This window comes from Sinorhizobium sp. FG01 (assembly GCF_002531875.1).
GTDB classification, from domain to species: Bacteria; Pseudomonadota; Alphaproteobacteria; order Rhizobiales; family Rhizobiaceae; genus Sinorhizobium; species Sinorhizobium fredii_C.
Map to the genome: position 1 here is coordinate 169,759 of NZ_NWTB01000006.1, position 19,027 is coordinate 188,785.

Consider the following 19,027-nt stretch of genomic DNA (forward strand, 5'->3'; position numbering starts at 1 on the left):
TATCCAGCAAAATCAAGGCGGTGGAACGAAGTCAGCGCCTCGGGGGTCGATTTGCCGTTCGCCGCGACCCTGACCGGCAGCCACTTGGAATCCAGTTTGAGTCCCCTGCGGGTCAAAAAAAGATTCGCACCCACCACCGAGTTGGCACGCTTGATGCTTGAAGGAGTCGATCCCTGGTGGTCTGGCACGTTTTCCGTGCAAGGCCGCGCCAGGAATTGCTCAAACCTCGCAGCACCACGTTAGAGAGATTCGCTAATGACCAAGTATAAGCTCGAGTACATCTGGCTCGATGGCTACACGCCCGTACCAAATCTCCGCGGCAAGACGCAGATCAAGGAATTCGACGCGTTCCCGACGCTCGAGCAACTGCCGCTCTGGGGCTTCGACGGCAGCTCGACGAACCAGGCCGAGGGCCGCAGCTCCGATTGCGTGCTGAAGCCGGTCGCCGTCTACCCGGATCCGGTCCGCACCAATGGCGTGCTGGTCATGTGCGAGGTCATGATGCCGGACGGCAAGACGCCGCATCCGTCGAACAACCGCGCCACCATCCTCGACGACGAAGGCGCCTGGTTCGGTTTCGAGCAGGAATACTTCTTCTACAAGGACGGCCGTCCGCTCGGCTTCCCGGAGCAGGGCTACCCGGCACCGCAGGGCCCGTACTACACCGGCGTCGGCTACAAGAACGTCGGCAACATCGCGCGCCAGATCGTCGAAGAACACCTCGACATCTGCCTGGCCGCCGGCATCAACCATGAAGGCATCAACGCCGAAGTGGCCAAGGGCCAGTGGGAATTCCAGGTCTTCGGCAAGGGCTCCAAGAAGGCTGCCGACGAAGTCTGGATGGCTCGTTACCTGCTGCAGCGCCTGACGGAAAAGTACGGCATCGACGTCGAGTACCACTGCAAGCCGCTTGGCGACACCGACTGGAACGGCTCGGGCATGCACTGCAACTTCTCGACCGCCTACATGCGCGAAGTTGGCGGCAAGGACTATTTCGAGGCGCTGATGGCCGCCTTCGAGAAGAACCTGATGGAACACATCGAGGTCTACGGCCCGGACAACCACTTGCGCCTCACCGGCAAGCATGAGACGGCGCCGTGGAACAAGTTCAGCTACGGCGTTGCCGACCGCGGCGCGTCGATCCGGGTTCCGCACAGCTTCGTTAACAACGGCTACAAGGGCTATCTCGAAGATCGCCGCCCGAACTCCCAGGGCGACCCCTACCAGATCGCTTCGCGCGTGCTGAAGACGATAGCGTCCGTTCCGGCGCAAGTCTCGAAAGTAGCTTAAGCGTAAGACTCCCAAGACCTTGGGCGCCGACCTCGGTCGGCGCCTTTTTTCGTTTGGCTATGATAGATTCATTCGGTTCCGCCGCGCCTCGCAAGGATCCAGTCCACCGCCGCCGCAACGTCGGGCACCGTGGCGCTCGGCGCCGGCGCGAAGCGCGTCTCGTCGCCCTCGCGATATTTTCCCGTACGCACGAGCAGCGCGTGAGCGAGACCGGCGCTCAATGCACCGGCGACGTCTGTTTCCGCATCGTCCCCGACCATCACCGCTTGCGTCGCCGCGCAGGGTATGGTGGCAAGGGCTGCGTGGAAAAAGCCGGGTGCTGGCTTGCCGAGGACGATGGCATGCTTCTGGCTGGCGAATTCCAGCGCGGTAACGAATGGGCCAGCATCGAGGCTCAACCTGCCGTCGGCGTCCCGGAAGGAGCGGTTCGGCGCGAGCGCCACCAATTCGGCGCCGTCGATCAGTTGCCGGAAGGCCGCATTGAGGGCCACATAGTCAAAGGCGTCGCCGGCATCGCCGACAACGACAGCCATGCGGCCGTTCACCGGTAGGTCCCGGAATTCGGACGTTAGGTCGGGATGGACGAGAAGATGGACGGCACGCTCGTGCCTGCGAAGCCAGTCGCAGGCAGCCTCGGCCGGCGTGAAGAGCTCGCTGCCCGTTACCGGAAGTCCAAGTTTTGCGAGCCGGGCAAGGATCGCCGGCTTGCTCGAGCGGGTCGTGTTGCTGACGAAGCGAATGGGGAGCCCGGCCGCGCGCAGCCGGGCGACGGCCTCGGCGGCGCCAGGCACGGCCTCTTCGCCATCATAGATGACGCCGGCAAGATCCAGGAGCACAGCGCTGATCATCCGATGAGGATGACATGGGTGCGCTGCGGGTCAAGCTCTGGTGGCTTGCCGCCAGCGACGGTCCCGGTGCTCCAGAAAGTTGCCGTGACAGCCGGACGACTGCTTCCGCCTGAAATTGGTTGTGTTTCTCCGAGCCTCAACTCACCGAGACATTGACATTCGTCCCAATCTCCCAGCATTTTAGCGGCGGGGATTCATCAGACACTTCATCAATGCACAAACTGAGACTAGCGGTTGCAGCACTTGTGTTGCTGGCAAGCGGGCTGCCAACTGCGGCCGAGCTATTGCCGCGCGCGGCGTCTGCCGAGGGTTCCGTCATTTCCCGCAAGTCCGGTGAGGAAATTAGCTTCATCGACATCGAAGGCTGGCGCAGCGTGGAGGTCAGTCAGGACCTTCTTGCGGGCGACATACTGCGCACGAACGCCGCCGGTAGCCTTGCTCTGTTGTTCTCCGATGACACGCAGATGCGTATGGGGCGCAATACGACGCTTCTCGTCAAGAAAATCGGTCAGGGCTCCGACAGCGAACTTGAACTCAAGTCCGGGACCGTGTGGGCGCGAGCCAAGCGTGGGGGCAGCGGCCTCACCGTCGACACACCCTCAGCTGCCGCCGCGATCCGCGGGACGGATTGGACGCTTAGCATAGGTGAGAACGGCGCTACCACTCTCTCGGTGCTTGAGGGAAGCGTCGAACTCAAGAACGCGCAAGGATCGGTCGTCGTAAATCAGGGGGAGGGCGCGTTTGCGGCAATCGGACAAGCGCCCCGCAAATATGTCCTCGTCAATCTCAAGGAGCGCGAACAGGTACTTCTCTATTCGGAGCTGCGTGGCGTCTTCGCAGGTTTGCCGACAAGCGGGATGAGCGGCCGCCAGACTCGTGCCGAGCGGGCGCGCGTTCTGGCCATTCCTCCTGCTCGACGGAGCAGCGAGGATTGGGTCTCACTTGCCGAGGCCTCGCTATCGCATGACGGCCGGGCAGCTGCCAGAGAGGCTCTAGTTGGACTGAGGCGGCCCTTGCCGGCCCAGTTGGAGGCGCGTGCCAACCTCGTCGAGGCGATGATCGCCGGACTGGAGCAACGCTACGGCGATGCAACCCGGCTGTTCGCCGCCGCCTTGCCGGCGCTGCCGCGCAATCGCAGAGCATCTGCGATTTACGGTCGCTGGTTCGCGGAATCCTTGGCTGAACCGGACCGCGAGCGACCACCGCCGCCGGACAACGCCTATAGCGACGATCCGACGTCGGCGCTGATGCGGGCTGCAACTGCTTCCCATGTGCTCGGCGCGGCCGAAGCGATCGATATATTGAAGGCGGCGGAGCGCCGTTTTCCGAATGACGCACGCCTGCCGGCAATGCGTGCGGATCTTGCCTTCCAGCTCGACCGCCGCGACGAAGTGAAAGACGCGCTCGCCCGCGCGAGCGCTATCGATCCCAACGAGCCGGCCTATCTGCTCGCCAATGCGCGCTTCCGCGCAAGCATTTCCAGCGACCTCGATGGCGCACTTCGGGACCTGAAACACGCCGCGAAGATCGCTCCTGGCAACGATGCCATCTGGAACGAACGCGGCATCGTCCTAAGCGATCGCAATGCTATGGTGGAGGCCGATGCCGCCCATCGGCGCGCGGTCGAACTGAACCCGGAAAATGCCGCCTTGCACGCAAACTATGCGCGCTTCCTGATGGACAACGATCAGGTCGCAGCGGCAAAGGCGGAGGTCGAAAGGGCGGAGGCGCTTGACCCGCAATCCTATGCGGTTTTGGCGGCCAAAGGCCGATATCTCTTGCGAATAGGAAAAACCGAGGAGGGCGAGAAAACGCTACTCGAAGCCTCCGCCGTCAACCCGACCTACGGGGACAGCCTCATCGGTCTGGCGATCGGCAGCTATCAACTGGGGGCGGAGGAGGAGGCCGCCCAGGCGCTCGACAATGCCGACCGGTTTGATCCGGAAAACCCGTCAATTCCCTTGATCCGCTCCGGCATCGCCCTCGACCAGTATCGCGCCGACGATGCGATCGTCGAGGCGCGCGAGGCACTGCGGCGCCGCCAGGCTCGCGGCGGGTACTACGGCGGTTACGATGCCAATCGCCAGGTCTCGTCCTTCCTCGGCATCGCCCTCGACAATGTCAGTCTTAACGAATGGAGCCAGTATTACGCGGACCGCTCCTATGATCCTTTCAGATCGACCACTTATCTCGACGAGGCAGCGTCCGGCCGGATCAGTCCTTTTGAGGGATTTTCCCCTCTGCTTTCTCCGAGCCAGCGGACCGAGGCAGGCAGTTCAAGCGCTTCGTCGAACTTGCAGGCGCTATTGCTCGATCCTCTTGCGGTGGCGTCCGCCACCACCCGCAACTCACTCGAACGAACCAGCTTTTTTGAAACGGCCATTGGGGGCGGCCTGATCTTGCAGGATGGCGAGCTTGGCTGGAAGAGCGACATGCTCGTCCAAGGTACGACCTTTGCACCACTGCCGATAAGCTATTATCTGCAGGCGGAGGCACTGCGGCCGGATAGCCCGCGCGCGAACGATCGCGATGATATCACCGGCGCAAATTTCTCTGTCGGCATACATCCGACCTTGGAGGACAATGTTTACCTGTTCGGCGGTTTCGTCGATCTCGAAACGGGGTTTCCCGGGCAGACTTGGTTTCCGACGCCCTTCGACATCAGAGAAACTCGATTTTCCGACCTTGGGATCGCGTGGAGTCATACCTTCGGCAATCGCAATCTGCTGCAGGCGTTCGCCGTCCTCGGCGACACGCATGTGGACCAGAGTATCGATCTGGTCGACGATATCGGACCATACCGCGTTGAGCAAGAAACGGAAAAGGAGACCGCAACGATCGGCGTCAGCCATCTGTACGGGATCGGACCCGTCACGCTGCGATACGGCGTCGAAACCGGCCGGTTCCATACGCGCGACTCCGCAATCTATACGGATCTGCTCACGGGAGGCGTGTTCTTCGTCGATCGACTTTCCGAGAAGGGCAATGCAACGCGCGGCTATGGCGACGCCATTTGGGAAATTTCCGAGGATCTCACATTCCAGGGCGGTGTTTACCTCAATTGGTTGGACGACGTAACCGATGATTGTCCCTGCGTCGATCCGCGTGTCGGCGTCGCCTGGTCGCCGGTAGAAAATCACTGGCTGCGCGCATTTTATCGCGAAGATACGCAGTCTTCATCGAATTACACCCTCGCCCCGGTGTCGACCGTCGGGTTGACGCCACTGGAACTGCCGTTGTTCATCGGCGGCAGCGCAAGGACAGCGGCGCTGCGTTGGGAGGCGGAGTGGTCGGAGCGGCTCTTCACGTCGGTCGAGTACCAGCACCAGCGTTTCGACGGGCTTTCGTTGGATGTCCCCGAGTTGCTCGGCAGCTTCGACACGACGACCGGCGAGATCGACCGCATCAATATCAGCGGCAACTACTGGATCGGCGAAGGTCTCGGTGCCTTCGGATCGTTCACCTGGAACCACAGCGTCGACTTGACGCCCGGTAGCGGCGGGGAGTTCGGCGTGCCACTTGTGCCGGATTATCGGGCGCAGGTCGGGCTGACGATCGTTCACCCTTCGCGCGTCAAGGCCACTATAGCTCAGACCTTCGTCGGGGAACGGGTTGGCGCGCCCTTTGGCATCGAGCTGTCATCATACACGACAAGCGATGCTGCGATTAGTTGGGAGTCGCCGGGCGGACACCTGGAACTCGGTCTGCAATTGCTAAATGTGTTCGATGACGACTTCGATCTGGCTTTTGGCATTCCCGGCCCAGGCCGCACTGTCCTGGGCACCGTCAGGGCGAAGTTTTAGCGACTCGATCACCCGGAGTCACGCACGGCGTGTCGATCAAGCGTAGTTCGGCGTCATCAGCCGCGGCGGGTGTCCGGGAAGCTGGCCGGGTTGATGCCGAGGGTGTGGAGGTCGCGGGCGTTCGGGCGGCGGTGACCTTCGACTGCCGCGGCTGCGGCGGTCGCTGCGCCGAGGACGGCGAAGGCGCGACCGATGAAGCCCATGCGGTTCTTGCTAGTCATTGTCTTTGCTCACTTTCTTTCTCAATTCGATGAGCAAAAGATGGGGCCCGTCGGGCTTTTTTGCAATGCACAAATCCTCACCCCAGCCATGCAACGCAAGCAGGCCCGGCTGGCGGTCTGCCAACCGGGCCCGCGCCAAAGCGCCTTGGGAGGCGAAAGCGATCAATCTTCGCTGGCAGCAAGCTGGGCGAGTACCTCGCCGCGGCCGCGGGCTCTGAGGATCAGCGGCACGATGAAGGCCAGCGCCGCAATCACCAGCAGCACAGCGGCGATCGGCGAGGTGAAGAGCACGGTCACGTCACCTTGGCTGATCGACAGCGCCCGGCGCAGCTGCTGTTCGGCGAGCGGCCCGAGGATCAGGCCGACGACGACAGGCGCGATCGGATAGCCGAAGACGCGCATGACGTAGCCGAGCAGGCCGAAGGCGAGGAGCATGCCGAGTTCGAACACCGAGGGGTTGGCGCCGATGGTGCCGAGCGTCGCGAACAGCAGGATGCCGGCATAGAGCCAGGGTTTCGGGATCGTCAGCAGCTTCACCCAGAGGCCGACCAGGGGCAGGTTCAGGACGAGCAGCATGAAGTTGGCGATCAGCAGGCTGGCGATCAGGCCCCAGACGAGCTGCGGGTTGGTGGCGAACAGCAACGGCCCCGGCTGCAGGCCATATTGCTGGAAGCCGGCCAACATGATCGCCGCCGTTGCCGACGTCGGCAGGCCGAGCGTCAGCAGCGGCACGAGCGTACCGGCTGCCGAGGCGTTGTTGGCGGCCTCCGGGCCGGCGACGCCCTCGATCGCGCCATTGCCGAATTCTTCCGGATGCTTGCTCAGCCGCTTTTCGGTCGCATAGGAGAGGAAGGTGCCGATTTCGGCGCCGCCGGCCGGCATCGCGCCGATCGGGAAGCCGATGAAGGTGCCGCGCAGCCACGCCTTCCAGGAGCGCGCCCAATCCGAGGCGCTCATCCAGACCGAACCGCGCACCGCCTCGACCTTGTCGGGACCCTTGTCGCCCTGGGCGGCGATGTAGAGCGTCTCGCCGATCGCGAACATGGCGACCGCAAGCGTCGTCACCTCGATGCCGTCGAGCAGGTCCGGGACGCCGAAGGAAAGCCGCGCCTGGCCGGTCAGCTGGTCGATGCCGATGCAGGCAAGCGTCAGGCCAACGAAGAGCGAGGTAAGGCCGCGCAGCGTCGAGTCGCCGAAGGCGGAGGAGACGGTCACGAAGGCGAGCACCATCAGCGCGAAATATTCGCGCGGCCCGAAGACGAGGGCCAGCTTGACGATATAGGGGGCGACGAAGGCGAGCCCGAGGGTCGCGATAAGGCCGGCGACGAAGGAGCCGATCGCTGCCGTTGCCAGAGCGGGGCCGCCGCGGCCGGCGCGCGCCATCTTGTTACCTTCGAGCGCGGTGACGATCGAGGAGCTCTCGCCGGGCGTGTTCAGCAGGATGGACGTCGTCGAGCCACCATACATGCCGCCGTAATAGATGCCGGCGAACATGATCAGCGAGCCGCCGGGGTCGAGCTGATAGGTCACCGGCAAAAGGAGCGCGACGGTGAGCGCCGGGCCGATGCCCGGCAGCACGCCGACGGCCGTGCCGAGGGTGACGCCGATCAGCGCGTAGAGCAGGTTCATCGGTTGCGCAGCAACCAGCAGCCCCTGCAAAAGGAAGTCAAGAGTACCCATAATTGTCGGCCTTTCTAGAAGAGCAGGCGTTCAAGCGGTCCTGCCGGCAGCGACAATTGCAGGACTTTGGCGAAAATCGTCCAGACGAGGAAACTGGCGACGATGCCGAAGGGAATTGTCAGCCAAAGTTGCCGTTTCCCGAAGCCGCGCGCCGTCATGGCGAAGAGGATGCCGGTGGCAATCGAAAAGCCGAGCGTGTTGAGCAGCAGCATCTGCGCCGCAAGCCCGCCGACGACCCAGGCGACCGGTCCGAACTGCTGCGGTTCACGCTCGGCAAAGTCGCCCCTGAAACCCTCGACGGCCGTCCAGATGGCAAGCACGATCAGACAGCAGGCGATCGCATAAGGCACCGTGGTCGGGCCGACCTGCGAGTAGCCGGCAAGCCCGGTAAGCCGGGAAACGTCCCAGAAGATCACGCCGGCAATGGCAGCCAGCACTACGGCGATGATCAGCGCCGCCCGATCAGGGCGGCGCGTTTCGACGGAAGGACTATCTCCCCTGCTCATTTGACCAGTCCGATGTCCTTGAGGACGGCTTCCGTGGCCGCGACGTCCTTGGCGAGCTGCTCGTTGAAGGCGTCGCCGGCGAGATAGGTGTCCTGCCAGCCCTTGGTCTTCAGCACTTCCTGCCAGCCGGCGGACTTGGCGAGCTTCTCGATATCGGCGGAGACGGCAGCCTTCTGCTCGTCGGTGAGGCCCGGAGCGGCGGCGACCATGCGCCAGTTCTCGACGACGACGTCGAGGCCGGATTCCTTCAGCGTCGGGGCATCGATGCCGGGGATGCGCTCGGCGCTCGTCACCGCGAGGAGGCGGAGCGTGCCGGCCTTGACCTGCGACTCGAATTCACCATAGCCGGAGATGCCGGCCGTCACCTGGTTGCCGAGGATCGCGGCAAGCGCCTCGCCACCGCCGGAATAGGCGATGTAGTTGATCTTGGTCGGATCGACGCCGGCCGCCTTGGCGATGAGGCCTACGGCGATGTGGTCGGTACCGCCGGCCGAGCCGCCGCCCCAGGATACGGCGCCCGGATCCTTCTTCAGGGCTTCGACGAGATCAGCCATCGTCTTGATCTCGGAAGCGGCCGGAACGACGATCGCCTCGTATTCGCCCGTCAGGCGAGCGATCGGCGTGACGTCCTTGAGGGTGACCGGCGAGTTGTTGGTGAGGATGGCGCCGACCATGACATAACCGCCGACGAGCAGCGCGTTCGGGTTGCCCTTCTGCTGGCTGGCGAACTGGGCGAGGCCGATCGTGCCGCCGGCGCCGGGTACGTTCTGCACCTGGACATTGCCGGAGATGCCTTCCTGCTGCATGACGGTCTGCAGCGAACGGGCGGTCTGATCCCAGCCGCCGCCGGGATTGGCCGGCGCGATGATCGTGTAGTCGGCGGCATAGGCCGGAAGCGCCAGCGCGCCGGCGAGAATGGATGCGAGGAAGAAGTGTTTCAAGGTCGGTCCTCCGTAGGCGCGGTTCGTCCGCGCGTTGATCGTTGTCGCGAACGGGAGAAACGGGCGGCTGACCTTGAAAGCGGCAGCCTCCGACCGGATTGGCAATTTCCTCCCGATGCGCTGCTGGCATTCCGCCTCCACGGGTCGCCAGCGGCCCTAAACCAACATAGAAAGCTGACATTAACCTGACATCAACCGGCTGGCTCGTAAACGGTTTGTTTCGGCTCCACAAATATCACTGGAGGAAGAATATTCACTGGAGTCTGAGCACCTCGTTCCAGCGGGCGATCAGCCGGGCGCGTTTGACTTGGTCGAGATAGACCATGAGTCCCGGACTGACCGGCACCGGCTTCAACTGGCCGCCGAGCATTTCCTGCATGGTGTTGGCGGTGTTCTCGCCGGCGACCTCGGGACTCACGGCCGGGATCTCAAGCTCGCGCGCCATGATCGTCTGACCTTCCTTCGACATGAAGAATTCGAGATAGCGGCGGCCGAGATCTGGAGAGGCGGCGGCCTGCGGAACCAGGCCGATTCGCGACATCACCACGGTATAGTCCTTCGGCAGCACGATGCCGACATCCGGATGCCTGGAGGCCCAGTCGGCGGCATAGGAGCCGAGGATATTGTAGCCGAGCACGAAGCGCCCGTCCGCCACCCGCTCGAGGATCGCCTGGCTGGTCGAATAGAGCTTGACGCCCGCAGCACCCATTGCCTGGATGACGCTCCAGATGTCGCCGAACTGTTCCTGGTCGCGCGCCATGAACAGGAAGCCGACGCCGGATCGCTCGATATCATAGGTGCCGATCCGGCCGAAGATCTCGCTTCCCTGACGCTTCAGATAGTCGACGAATTCGGCGCGCGTCGCCGGCGGCTTTTCTTTTGAAAAACTCGGTTTGTGATAGACGAACACGGCCGGCTCGAAGGTTAGCGCATAGGCCGTGTTGCGCCAGTTCGCCCAGGCCGGCCAGCGGCCGCTCATCGGCAGGTCGCTGCGCTGGGCATAACCGTCATTGCTGAGCTTCACCTGCAGGTCCATCGCGGAGGAGAAGGCGAAATCGGCCGTCCTCTGGCCGGCATCGGTCTCCTTGACGATCCGGTCGTAGATCTCGCCGGTCAGCATGTCCTCGTAGCGGACCGCGACATCCGGATTGGCCTTCTGGAAGCCGACGATCATCGGGCGCGCCAGCGGCTCGTCGAGCGAGGAATAGACGACGAGAACGGGCGCCGCCGCATCGCCGGAAAAGGCCGGGAAGAGCACCGGCGCGGCGCAGGCGAACCCGACGAAAAACAACCAAAAAGCGAAGGAAATCAAGAACTGCATAATTTCACAATGCCTCACCCGCACGCCGTTCACAAGCAAGGTCGCGGCCGATAAGGTGAAGCGGGGGAGAGTGACGATTTGCGTATCTTGCTTGTTGAAGACAATCAGGCCCTGGCAGAGGGTCTCTCGGCGCTTTTGCGCGGCAGCGGCTATGCCGTCGACGTGGTGAACGACGGCGCCTCGGCGCATGCCGTCGCCGCCGCCGAGAGCTTCGATCTGGTGATCCTGGACCTGAACCTGCCGGAGATGGACGGGCTCGACGTGCTGCGCGCCATGCGGGCCCGGCAGAACCGGGCGGCCGTCCTGATCCTGACGGCCCGCGGCTCGCCCGAAGAAAGGATCAAGGGCCTCGATCTTGGCGCTGACGACTACCTGATCAAGCCTTTCGACATCGGCGAGTTCGAGGCGCGCGTGCGGGTCCTGCTCCGCCGTCAGGCCGGCCTGCGCAGCTCGATCGTCAGCTACGGCAATGTCTCGCTGGATCTGAACGCCCGCAGTTTTTCCGCCGGCGGCGTGCCGATCGAGATTCCGGCGCGCGAGCTCGGGCTGCTCGAGCTTCTCTTCATGCGCGCCGGCAAGGTGGTCGCCAAGGACGCGATCGTTCAGTCGCTGACCGGCCTCGATGACGATCTCAGCCCCAATGCGATCGAGCAATATGTCAGCCGGCTGCGCAAGCGCCTGGCGCCCTACGGGCTGACGGTGCGCACGGCCCGCGGCATCGGTTACTACCTCGACAAGGCAACGGGCCCCGAATGAGGACGGCCGTCTATTCGCTGAGAAGAAGGCTGCTCGGCTGGCTGCTGATCTCGACCGCGGTGATCGGGGTCATCGCCTTGATGGATACCTATCGGGAAGCGGTCAAGACGGCGAATGTCGTTTCGGACCGCGTGCTCGCAGGCTCGGCGCTGGCGATCGCCGAGCGTGTGGTCGTCGCCGAGGACGGCACGCTTCAGGTCGACATACCCTATGTGGCGCTGGAAATGCTGACCTCGGCCGCGCAGGACCGCGTCTTTTACCGGGTGGATGGCCCTCCGGGGGAGTTCATCACCGGCTACCAGACGCTGCCGTCGCTTCCCGAGGCCGCCGGCCAGTCGACGAGCTTTGCCGATGCGGTCTTCCGCGGCGAGCCCATACGGCTGGCGGTGCTTCGCCGCTCCGCCTCCACCGGCGTCAATTCCGTTCCCTTCGTCGTCACCGTCGCCGAGACGACGATTGCGAGACGCCAGCTGACGCAGACGATCCTGCTGCACTCGGCGCTCCGCCTCGGCTTGATGATCGCCGGTGCCGCCCTGATCGTCTGGGTGGCGGTGACCTTTTCCTTACGGCCGCTCTACCGGCTCGGCGACGCGATCGCCGAGCGCAGTCCAGACGATCTCCATCCGATCGGCGAGCGTGTGCCGAGCGAGGTGCAGGGGCTGGTCGACACGGTCAATTCCTTCATGGTGCGGCTGCAGTCGGCGCTCGATGCGCTTCGCCATTTCACCGGCAATGCCAGCCATCAGTTGCGCACACCGCTCGCGATTATCCGCACACAGCTGGCGCTCGCCCGCCGGGCGGCGACCGTCAACGAGGCTCTCTCGGCCGCCGCGAAGGCGGACGAGGCGGTTGCGAACGCCGAGCGCATCCTGGCGCAGTTGCTGCTGATGGCGAAGATCGATGCGGCGGCCAAGGAGGAGGCGCGCGGATCGGAGCGGATCGAACTTGCTCGGCTGGCACGCAGCGTCACCGCCGAGCACGTGCCGGCGGCCGGCGAGGTGGGCATCGATCTCGGTTTTGCCGGCGAGGGGGAGCATTGGATCCGCGCCGAACCGCTGCTTGTCGGAGAGCTCCTGAAGAACCTCATCGGCAATGCGCTGCTCTATGCCGGGCGCGGGGCGGAGGTGACGGTGCGCGTCTCAAGGTCGGATGACGAGATTGCGCTTGAGGTGGAAGACAACGGGCCGGGTATCAGGCCGGAGCTGCGCGAGGCGGTGCTGAAGCGCTTCCGGCGCGGCGGCAATGAGGCGCCCGGCACCGGGCTCGGCCTGCCGATCGTCGAGGAAATCGCCACGCTTTATGCCGGAACGATGCGCCTCGAGGACGGCGAGGGCGGTCGCGGTCTGAAGGTGGTCGTGACTTTTCCGGCAGGGTGAAGAGCCGCAGCCGCGAAGCCGTTACGAGCGCTCTTCGCTTTCCTCGCGGTCGCGGGCTTCGAGAAGAGATGCGGCGTCGCGGGTTTGAACCCGCAGCAGCTCGTTCCAGAGCTGGCGAGCGAAACGCGATTGAACCTGGTTCGCAGGCTTGCGCTGCGATGACATGACAAATCTCCGATAGGTTTGGAATGCCGTTCATATAGTCTATCGACGAGCCGATGGCCACGGCAGAGTCTACCGAGCTGCTTTGCAAGGGAAGCATATGTCGAGTAGCAAGAATATCGATAGATCCGCGTAGCAGACAACAAAAATGCCGGGATGAATTTCTTCATCCCGGCGAGCGGCTGCACTGGGAGGCAGTTTCTTTACGTCTTTTTCCGGCCTTTCTGGCGATAGACGTCGACGACCACGGCGGCAACGATGATCACGCCCTTGACGATCTCCTGGTAGTACGCGTCGACCCGCAGAAAGGTGAAGCCGGAGGTCATGACGCCGAGGATGATCGTGCCGATAACGGTGCCGGTGATGCGGCCGACGCCGCCGGTCAGCGACGTGCCGCCGATGACCGTCGCGGCGATCGCGTCGAGTTCGTACATGACGCCCATGCCGGCCTGGGCGGTCTGTGCCCGGGCTGCGGTGACGACGCCCGCAAGGCCGGCCAGCATGCCGGCGATGGCGTAGACCTTGATCAGATGCGCTTCGACATTAATGCCGGAGACGCGTGCGGCCTGGACGTTGGCGCCGATCGCATAGGTGAACTTGCCGTAGCGGGTGTAGCGAAGCGCAATATGGAAGATCAGCGCGACCACGAGAAAGACGATGACCGGCCAGATGCCCGTGCCGATGAAGTTGAACTGCTCAGTGAGCCCGGAGACCGGCTGGCCCTTCGTGTACCACTTGGAGATGCCGCGTGCCGACACCATCATGCCGAGGGTGGCGATAAAGGGCGGGATCTTGGTCTTGGCGATCAATTGCCCGTTGATATAGCCGGCGATAAGGCCGATGCCGACGCCAAGTCCGATCGGCACGATGGCCGGCAGGTCGGTCAGTGAGGGATAGAGCGCTCGCGGCCAGGTAGAGGCTTGCGCGACGCTCGCCGAAATCATCGCCGTCATGCCGACGACGGAGCCTGAAGAAAGGTCGATGCCGCCGGTGATGATGACCTGCGTCACGCCGACGGCGATGATGCCGATCACCGATACCTGCAGGATCATGATCGTCAGGCGCTGGGGATTCATCAGGAAGCTCTGGCCGACGAGCAGCCAGCCGAGAACTTCATAGACGAGCGCTATGCCGATCAGCACCAGGAAGATGTTGAACTCGGGCGGTAGGCGCCGTCTCGATCCGGCAAGCGGCGAACCCGCGCCCTGTGCAGCGATATTGGTTTCCATTGTCTTTCCTCCCTGCGGTCGGCATCTGCGCTAGCGCGCGGCAAGTTCCATGACCTTGATTTGGGTGGCTTCTGCCCTGTCGAGGAAGCCGGTGACGCGGCCCTCATGCATGACCATGATCCGGTCGCTCATGCCGAGCACCTCGGGCATTTCCGACGAGATCATGATGACGGCGACACCGTTGCGGGCGAGTTCGGTCACCAGGCGGTGAATCTCGGCCTTGGCGCCGACGTCGATGCCGCGGGTCGGCTCGTCCAGGATCAGAATATGCGGATTGGTGAGCAGCCAGCGGCCGATCAGCACCTTCTGCTGGTTGCCGCCCGAGAGGTTCTCGATGCGCTCCTGCAGGTTCGGCGTCTTGACGCGCAGCTTGCGACTCATCTCCTCGCAGGCGGCGGTGACTTCCTTCTCGGAGACGAAGCCGCGCTTGACGAACTTGTCCTGCAGCACGGCGATCTGCATGTTCTCGAGAATGTCGAGGATCAGCAGGCACCCGGTGTCCTTGCGGTCCTCGGTCAGGAACGCCATGCGGTTCTTGATCGCCGTATTCGGGCTGTCGATCACCACGTCCTTGCCGTCGATCGATATCGTGCCCGAGCTTGCCGGGGTGACGCCGAACAACGTCTCGGCGACATTCGATCGGCCCGAGCCGACAAGGCCGGCAACGCCGAGGATTTCGCCGGCGCGCACGTCGAAGGAGACGTCGTGGAAGACGCCGTTGAGCGTCAGGTTCTTGACCGACAGCACGACGTCGCCGATCGGCACCTCTTCCTTCGGGAACATCTGGGTGATCTCGCGGCCGACCATCATGCGGATGATGTCGTCACGGGTGACCTGGCTGGAGGCGTGCGTGCCGATATATTTGCCGTCGCGGAAAACCGAGAATTCATCCGCGATCTCGAACAGCTCGTTCATCTTGTGGGTGATGTAGACGATGCCGATGCCTTGCGAGCGGAGATCCCGGATGATTTCGAAAAGATGCGCCACCTCGCGTTCTGTGAGTGCGGAGGTCGGCTCGTCCATGATCAAGACGTCGGATTCGTAGGAGACCGCCTTGGCGATCTCGACCATCTGCCGGTTGGCGACCGACAAGTGGCGGACTTCGATTTCCGGATCGATGTCGATCTTCAGCCGCTCGAAGAGCTTGGCAGTCATGCGGCGCATTTCGCCGTGGTCGACGAAGCCGAAGCGGTTCTTCGGCTCGCGGCGGATCCAGATGTTCTCGGCGACCGTCATGAACGGCATCAGGTTCAGTTCCTGATGGATCATGGCGATGCCGTTTTCGAGCGCGTCGAGCGGCGATTTCAGCTGGACGTCGGCGCCGCGGAGCTTCACCTCGCCGCGGTCTGGGTGATAGATGCCGGCGAGGATCTTCATCAGCGTCGACTTGCCGGCACCGTTCTCGCCCATCAGCGCGTGCACGGTGCCGCGCTTCAGCTTGAACTGAACGTCGTCGAGCGCGACGACGCCCGGGAATTCCTTGCGCACGCCTTCGGCGGCCAGGAGATATTCGGCATTGGGTACGGCACCGCTGGCGCGCACGGCTGCCATCGTTGTGGGACTGAGCGTCATGGTCATTGCCTCCCGATCCTCCGGCCCCGGCCGGAACGTCCACGCGGCGGGCGGAACAGCCCTCTCTTAGGCCCAAGCGGGCTTCAGGCTGGACTCGCTTAGAGTGGGAGCGCGGCTGAAGCCGCGCTCCCCACGAGGAACGATCAGTTCTTGGCCTGGTACTTGGCTAGGTTTTCCTTGGTGACGAGCTCGAAGGGGATGTAGACCTTCTTCTCGACCGGTTCGCCCTTGGCGAGCTTCAGCGCGGCATCGACCGAGCCCTGGCCCTGGCCGGCGGCGTTCTGGAATACGGTCACGTCGAGGTCGCCGGCAGCCATGGCGGCGAGCGCGTCCTGGGTGGCGTCGACGCCGCCGATCACGACCGAGTCCATCGACCGGCCGGCAGCTTTCAACGCCTGGATGGCACCGATCGCCATTTCGTCGTTATTGGCAATCACGGCATCGAACTCAACGCCGGCGGAAAGCCAGTTGGTCATCAGGTCGGCGCCCTGGGTGCGCGACCAGTTGGCGGTCTGCTCTTCGACGATCTCGATCCCCTTGCAGGCGTCGGTGGCGAGAACGTCGTGAACGTCCTTGGTGCGCATGCGGGCGGCCTGGTTGGAGAGTTCGCCCATCATGACGACGGCCTTGCCCTTGCCGCCGAGCATCTTGCAGACTTCCTGCGTCTCCAGCGTGCCGGATTCGACTTCGTTCGATGCGACGAAGGCCTGCTTTTCCGGGAGCGAGTCGATGTTCACCGGCTCGCGGTTGACGTAGACGAGCGGAATGCCGGCGTCTGCGGCGATCTTCGACATGGCGGCGGTTGCATCCGTGTCGACCGGGTTGACGATGATCGCGTCGACGCCGGCAGCGATGAAGTTCTGGATCTGGCTCTGCTGCTTGGCGACGTCGTTCTGCGCGTCTTCGATCTGCAGCTCGACGCCGTTCAGCGTCTTGGCATAGTCCTGCATGCCGTTGCGCAGAACCGTCAGGAAGTTGTCGTCGAACAGCGCCATCGAGACGCCGATCGTCTCCGCATGCGCAGCCGTCGACAGCATAACAGCCATCGCAGTGCCCAGAATGAATTTCTTCATGTCTACTTCTCCTCCACTTTGGTGCCGGCCACACCTTTTCTTGCCGGAAACTCGATTCTCGTTGATCGAGCTCATCTCCTGTCAGAAGCAACACTCCCGTTGCGCTTCTGATGAAAACGGAACAAACAAACCAGTGGTTCGCAAAGACGGAATATGTATTCCATTTTATCCGGACGCCGTCAAGTGCATCTTGCGGCGCCGGGGCCAATTTCCGCGCCCTCTCTCCCGTCAAGCGATCAGGCGCGGGATTGCAGGTAATCCATGCTCTTACGAACGGCCGTGGCCGGCTCGCTCAAGGCATGGACGGAAGGCGCGAAGGGCTCGAACGAGAAGGGACCTTCGTAGCCTTCGGCGCGAAGCCGACGGATCTGTCCCGCATTGTCCAGCCGGTCTGCAGCGTCGACCAGAATCCTGTGCGGGTCGCGCATTTCGGAGACCGCAACAGCCTCGTCGCTGACACCGGAAATGTGGACGAGGCCGGTCAGTTCCGGGAAGAAAGCGTCCTCGCCGGCGAGGTGATGGTGGAAGGTATCGTGGACGAGCCGGAAGGTCTCGCCGCCGATTTCCCGAATCGCCTCTGCGGCCTCGGTCTTGGAGCGCAGCGAGCAGATTTCGAAGCCGAGCGGCTCGACAAGGCCGATGACGCCGGCCGCATCGAGCAGCGGCTTCAGGGCTCGCAAAGCCCTACGAAGATTGGCCTGGCGCTCGCCGTCCTCCTGGCCGCTGCCGTCATTGACAGGCACCAGCACCAGAGCCTCGGCGCCGCAATCGCGCGCATAGGAAATGAGCTCGCGCGCCTCCGCCTCCCGTGCCTCGTTCCATTCGTTGAAGCGCTGCAGGGCGTTGATCGAAATGATCGTCAGTCCGTCTCTTTCCGCAAGCGCCTTCACCTTAGAGGGCGTCGTGCCGTCGAGAATGGCATTGCCCGAAAGGTCGTTGCGAATTTCCACCGCCGAGACTCCGAGCGATCTCGCCAGCGCGAAAAAGGCATCGAGCGGCAGCGCCGGAGCGGCCATATGGTTGAGGGCGAAGGGAAGGGCGGTCAATGGATGTCCTCCAGGAATGTTTGGAATGGCTGTCGCCGTTGTTCGGAACGTTTGTTCCATTTCGGCGACCACATTCACCGTGAAGACGCGTCCAGTCAAAGTCCTAGTCGTGCAGCGGCATTGCATTCCTGCAAGATTGCGCCGCGGCGATGAGAGGAATCTGTCAAAGCGCCGGAGCGATGCGCCGGCGATCGGTTTCAGGATTCGACAGTCAAGCCTAGATCGAACCAGGCAAATTCCGCCCGCGTGGGTTCACTTGACCCCGTTGGCCTCGGCAACGAAATCCGAGAGCATCGGCACATAGTCCTCGCCCCGCCCGGCCCCGACTGCCTGGGCGAAGGCGTTCCTGACGGCCGCGCCGATCGGATTGGCGACGCCGGCGGCATTGGCGAAGGCGGCGAGATAGCTCATGTCCTTGAAGCCGTTGCGGATGGCGAACTTGTGGGCATTCGGGTCGCGCTCCAGCACCCAGCGGAAGAAGGTCTGGTAGAAGGGGCAATCCATGCGGCCGCCGCGGATCACGCTGTCGAAGATCTCCGGTTCGAGGCCGGCCTTTCGCCCGAGCATCAGCGCTTCGGAATAGAGCGCCGCATAGCCCATCGACAGGAAGTTGTTGAGCAGCTTCATCGTGTGGCCGGTCCCCGTCGGGCCGGTGTGAATGATGCGGCCCGCAAAGCACTCAAGCACCGGCCAGACGCGACGCACGTCTTCGTCCGCCCCGCCGACCATGATATCGAGCGTGCCGGCGGCGGCGTCCGCCGGGGTGCGGCTCAGCGGCGCATCGACGAGCGTAATGCGCCTCGGGGCCAGGTCCGCAGCGAGCTTCGTCGTCACCGAAGGATCGGAGGTCGAGCAATCGACGATCGTCAGCGGCCTCCCGGCGGCGGCAATGCCGTCCGCGCCTTCGACGACGGCCAGCACTTCAGGCGAGCCGGTCACACAGAGCACGATGACTTCGCAGTGCTCCGCCATCTCGCGCGGCGTCCTCACCTCCTTCGCGCCTTCTGCAACGAGCGTCTCGACCGGCGCGCGGTTGCGGTGCGCCATGACCGAGAGCGGCCAGCCCTTTTTCAGGATGTTGGCGGCCATGCCCTGGCCCATCAGCCCGAGCCCGATGAAACCCACATTCGCCTTTGTCATGTTCGCCTCCATGGTGCTGACGCCATGGTGCACGATTGGCGCGGGATCGCCAGACCGAAATTC

At 63.4% G+C, this 19,027-nt stretch carries 16 protein-coding genes; 4 read left to right on the top strand and 12 right to left on the bottom strand.

Annotated features, from left to right (window positions below; all coding sequences use genetic code 11):
- Positions 1-255: 255 nt before the first annotated feature.
- Positions 256-1,290: a glutamine synthetase beta-grasp domain-containing protein gene (locus CO656_RS11135; RefSeq protein WP_037383900.1), complete on the top strand. Its 1,035-nt coding sequence runs from the start codon at positions 256-258 to the stop codon at positions 1,288-1,290.
- Positions 1,291-1,358: 68 nt separating this feature from the next.
- Here CO656_RS11135 and CO656_RS11140 read toward each other — a convergent pair whose 3' ends face one another.
- Positions 1,359-2,138: a TIGR01458 family HAD-type hydrolase gene (locus tag CO656_RS11140; RefSeq protein WP_097525799.1), complete on the bottom strand. Its 780-nt coding sequence runs from the start codon at positions 2,136-2,138 to the stop codon at positions 1,359-1,361.
- A gap of 212 nt (positions 2,139-2,350) precedes the next feature.
- On the opposite strand from CO656_RS11140, the gene CO656_RS11145 reads away from it, so the two are divergent.
- Positions 2,351-5,941 carry a FecR domain-containing protein gene (locus CO656_RS11145; protein WP_097525800.1) on the top strand — a complete coding sequence of 1,197 codons (3,591 nt, stop codon included), beginning with the start codon at positions 2,351-2,353 and terminating at the stop codon, positions 5,939-5,941.
- 56 nt (positions 5,942-5,997) lie between these two features.
- On the opposite strand, the gene CO656_RS11150 is transcribed toward CO656_RS11145, so the two are convergent.
- The 5 genes from CO656_RS11150 to CO656_RS11170 form a co-directional block, all read right to left on the bottom strand.
- Positions 5,998-6,162, bottom strand: a complete 165-nt coding sequence (locus CO656_RS11150) for a hypothetical protein (protein ID WP_097525801.1) — start codon at positions 6,160-6,162, stop codon at positions 5,998-6,000.
- A gap of 162 nt (positions 6,163-6,324) precedes the next feature.
- Complete coding sequence (locus tag CO656_RS11155) at positions 6,325-7,842, bottom strand: tripartite tricarboxylate transporter permease (RefSeq protein ID WP_037383905.1); 1,518 nt, start codon at positions 7,840-7,842, stop codon at positions 6,325-6,327.
- A 14-nt stretch (positions 7,843-7,856) separates the two neighbouring features.
- Positions 7,857-8,348 (bottom strand): tripartite tricarboxylate transporter TctB family protein, encoded by a 492-nt coding sequence (locus CO656_RS11160; RefSeq protein ID WP_037383908.1) that lies wholly within the window; start codon positions 8,346-8,348, stop codon positions 7,857-7,859.
- The gene (locus CO656_RS11165) at positions 8,345-9,289 is read right to left on the bottom strand and encodes a tripartite tricarboxylate transporter substrate binding protein (protein ID WP_097525971.1); all 945 of its coding nucleotides are present in this window, start codon (positions 9,287-9,289) and stop codon (positions 8,345-8,347) included. The genes CO656_RS11160 and CO656_RS11165 overlap by 4 nt, the downstream gene beginning before the upstream one ends.
- Positions 9,290-9,542: 253 nt before the next feature.
- Positions 9,543-10,610, bottom strand: a complete 1,068-nt coding sequence (locus CO656_RS11170; protein WP_097525802.1) for an ABC transporter substrate-binding protein — start codon at positions 10,608-10,610, stop codon at positions 9,543-9,545.
- A 78-nt stretch (positions 10,611-10,688) separates the two neighbouring features.
- On the opposite strand from CO656_RS11170, the gene CO656_RS11175 reads away from it, so the two are divergent.
- Positions 10,689-11,366 carry a response regulator transcription factor gene (locus CO656_RS11175; protein WP_097525803.1) on the top strand — a complete coding sequence of 226 codons (678 nt, stop codon included), beginning with the start codon at positions 10,689-10,691 and terminating at the stop codon, positions 11,364-11,366.
- Positions 11,363-12,742: a sensor histidine kinase gene (locus CO656_RS11180; protein WP_097525804.1), complete on the top strand. Its 1,380-nt coding sequence runs from the start codon at positions 11,363-11,365 to the stop codon at positions 12,740-12,742. Before CO656_RS11175 ends, CO656_RS11180 begins: the two co-directional genes overlap by 4 nt.
- A 21-nt stretch (positions 12,743-12,763) precedes the next feature.
- Here the strand turns inward: CO656_RS11180 and CO656_RS30205 are convergent, their stop codons facing one another.
- The 6 genes from CO656_RS30205 to CO656_RS11205 form a co-directional block, all read right to left on the bottom strand.
- Positions 12,764-12,907 (bottom strand): hypothetical protein, encoded by a 144-nt coding sequence (locus CO656_RS30205; RefSeq protein ID WP_162843166.1) that lies wholly within the window; start codon positions 12,905-12,907, stop codon positions 12,764-12,766.
- A 200-nt stretch (positions 12,908-13,107) separates the two neighbouring features.
- The gene (locus CO656_RS11185) at positions 13,108-14,133 is read right to left on the bottom strand and encodes an ABC transporter permease (RefSeq protein ID WP_097525805.1); all 1,026 of its coding nucleotides are present in this window, start codon (positions 14,131-14,133) and stop codon (positions 13,108-13,110) included.
- 30 nt (positions 14,134-14,163) lie between these two features.
- Positions 14,164-15,705, bottom strand: a complete 1,542-nt coding sequence (locus CO656_RS11190; RefSeq protein ID WP_097525972.1) for a sugar ABC transporter ATP-binding protein — start codon at positions 15,703-15,705, stop codon at positions 14,164-14,166.
- A 143-nt stretch (positions 15,706-15,848) separates the two neighbouring features.
- Positions 15,849-16,778: a sugar ABC transporter substrate-binding protein gene (locus CO656_RS11195; RefSeq protein ID WP_097525806.1), complete on the bottom strand. Its 930-nt coding sequence runs from the start codon at positions 16,776-16,778 to the stop codon at positions 15,849-15,851.
- Between the two features lie 236 nt (positions 16,779-17,014).
- Entirely contained in the window at positions 17,015-17,824 is an 810-nt protein-coding gene (locus CO656_RS11200; RefSeq protein ID WP_097525807.1) for a TIM barrel protein, read from the bottom strand.
- A 252-nt stretch (positions 17,825-18,076) separates the two neighbouring features.
- On the bottom strand, positions 18,077-18,964 hold the full coding sequence (locus CO656_RS11205; protein ID WP_097525808.1) for an NAD(P)-dependent oxidoreductase: 888 nt from the start codon (positions 18,962-18,964) through the stop codon (positions 18,077-18,079).
- Positions 18,965-19,027 lie beyond the last annotated feature (63 nt).

What these genes read in the sequence shown, in the direction of transcription:
- CO656_RS11185 (WP_097525805.1), bottom strand. Translation starts at nt 14,133, where the DNA reads ATGGAAACCAATATCGCTGCACAGGGCGCGGGTTCGCCGCTTGCCGGA.
- CO656_RS30205 (WP_162843166.1), bottom strand. Translation starts at nt 12,907, where the DNA reads ATGTCATCGCAGCGCAAGCCTGCGAACCAGGTTCAATCGCGTTTCGCT.
- CO656_RS11195 (WP_097525806.1), bottom strand. Translation starts at nt 16,778, where the DNA reads ATGAAGAAATTCATTCTGGGCACTGCGATGGCTGTTATGCTGTCGACG.
- CO656_RS11180 (WP_097525804.1), top strand. Translation starts at nt 11,363, where the DNA reads ATGAGGACGGCCGTCTATTCGCTGAGAAGAAGGCTGCTCGGCTGGCTG.
- CO656_RS11135 (WP_037383900.1), top strand. Translation starts at nt 256, where the DNA reads ATGACCAAGTATAAGCTCGAGTACATCTGGCTCGATGGCTACACGCCC.
- CO656_RS11205 (WP_097525808.1), bottom strand. Translation starts at nt 18,964, where the DNA reads ATGACAAAGGCGAATGTGGGTTTCATCGGGCTCGGGCTGATGGGCCAG.
- CO656_RS11190 (WP_097525972.1), bottom strand. Translation starts at nt 15,705, where the DNA reads ATGACGCTCAGTCCCACAACGATGGCAGCCGTGCGCGCCAGCGGTGCC.
- CO656_RS11140 (WP_097525799.1), bottom strand. Translation starts at nt 2,138, where the DNA reads ATGATCAGCGCTGTGCTCCTGGATCTTGCCGGCGTCATCTATGATGGC.
- CO656_RS11170 (WP_097525802.1), bottom strand. Translation starts at nt 10,610, where the DNA reads ATGCAGTTCTTGATTTCCTTCGCTTTTTGGTTGTTTTTCGTCGGGTTC.
- CO656_RS11155 (WP_037383905.1), bottom strand. Translation starts at nt 7,842, where the DNA reads ATGGGTACTCTTGACTTCCTTTTGCAGGGGCTGCTGGTTGCTGCGCAA.
- CO656_RS11145 (WP_097525800.1), top strand. Translation starts at nt 2,351, where the DNA reads ATGCACAAACTGAGACTAGCGGTTGCAGCACTTGTGTTGCTGGCAAGC.
- CO656_RS11160 (WP_037383908.1), bottom strand. Translation starts at nt 8,348, where the DNA reads ATGAGCAGGGGAGATAGTCCTTCCGTCGAAACGCGCCGCCCTGATCGG.
- CO656_RS11150 (WP_097525801.1), bottom strand. Translation starts at nt 6,162, where the DNA reads ATGACTAGCAAGAACCGCATGGGCTTCATCGGTCGCGCCTTCGCCGTC.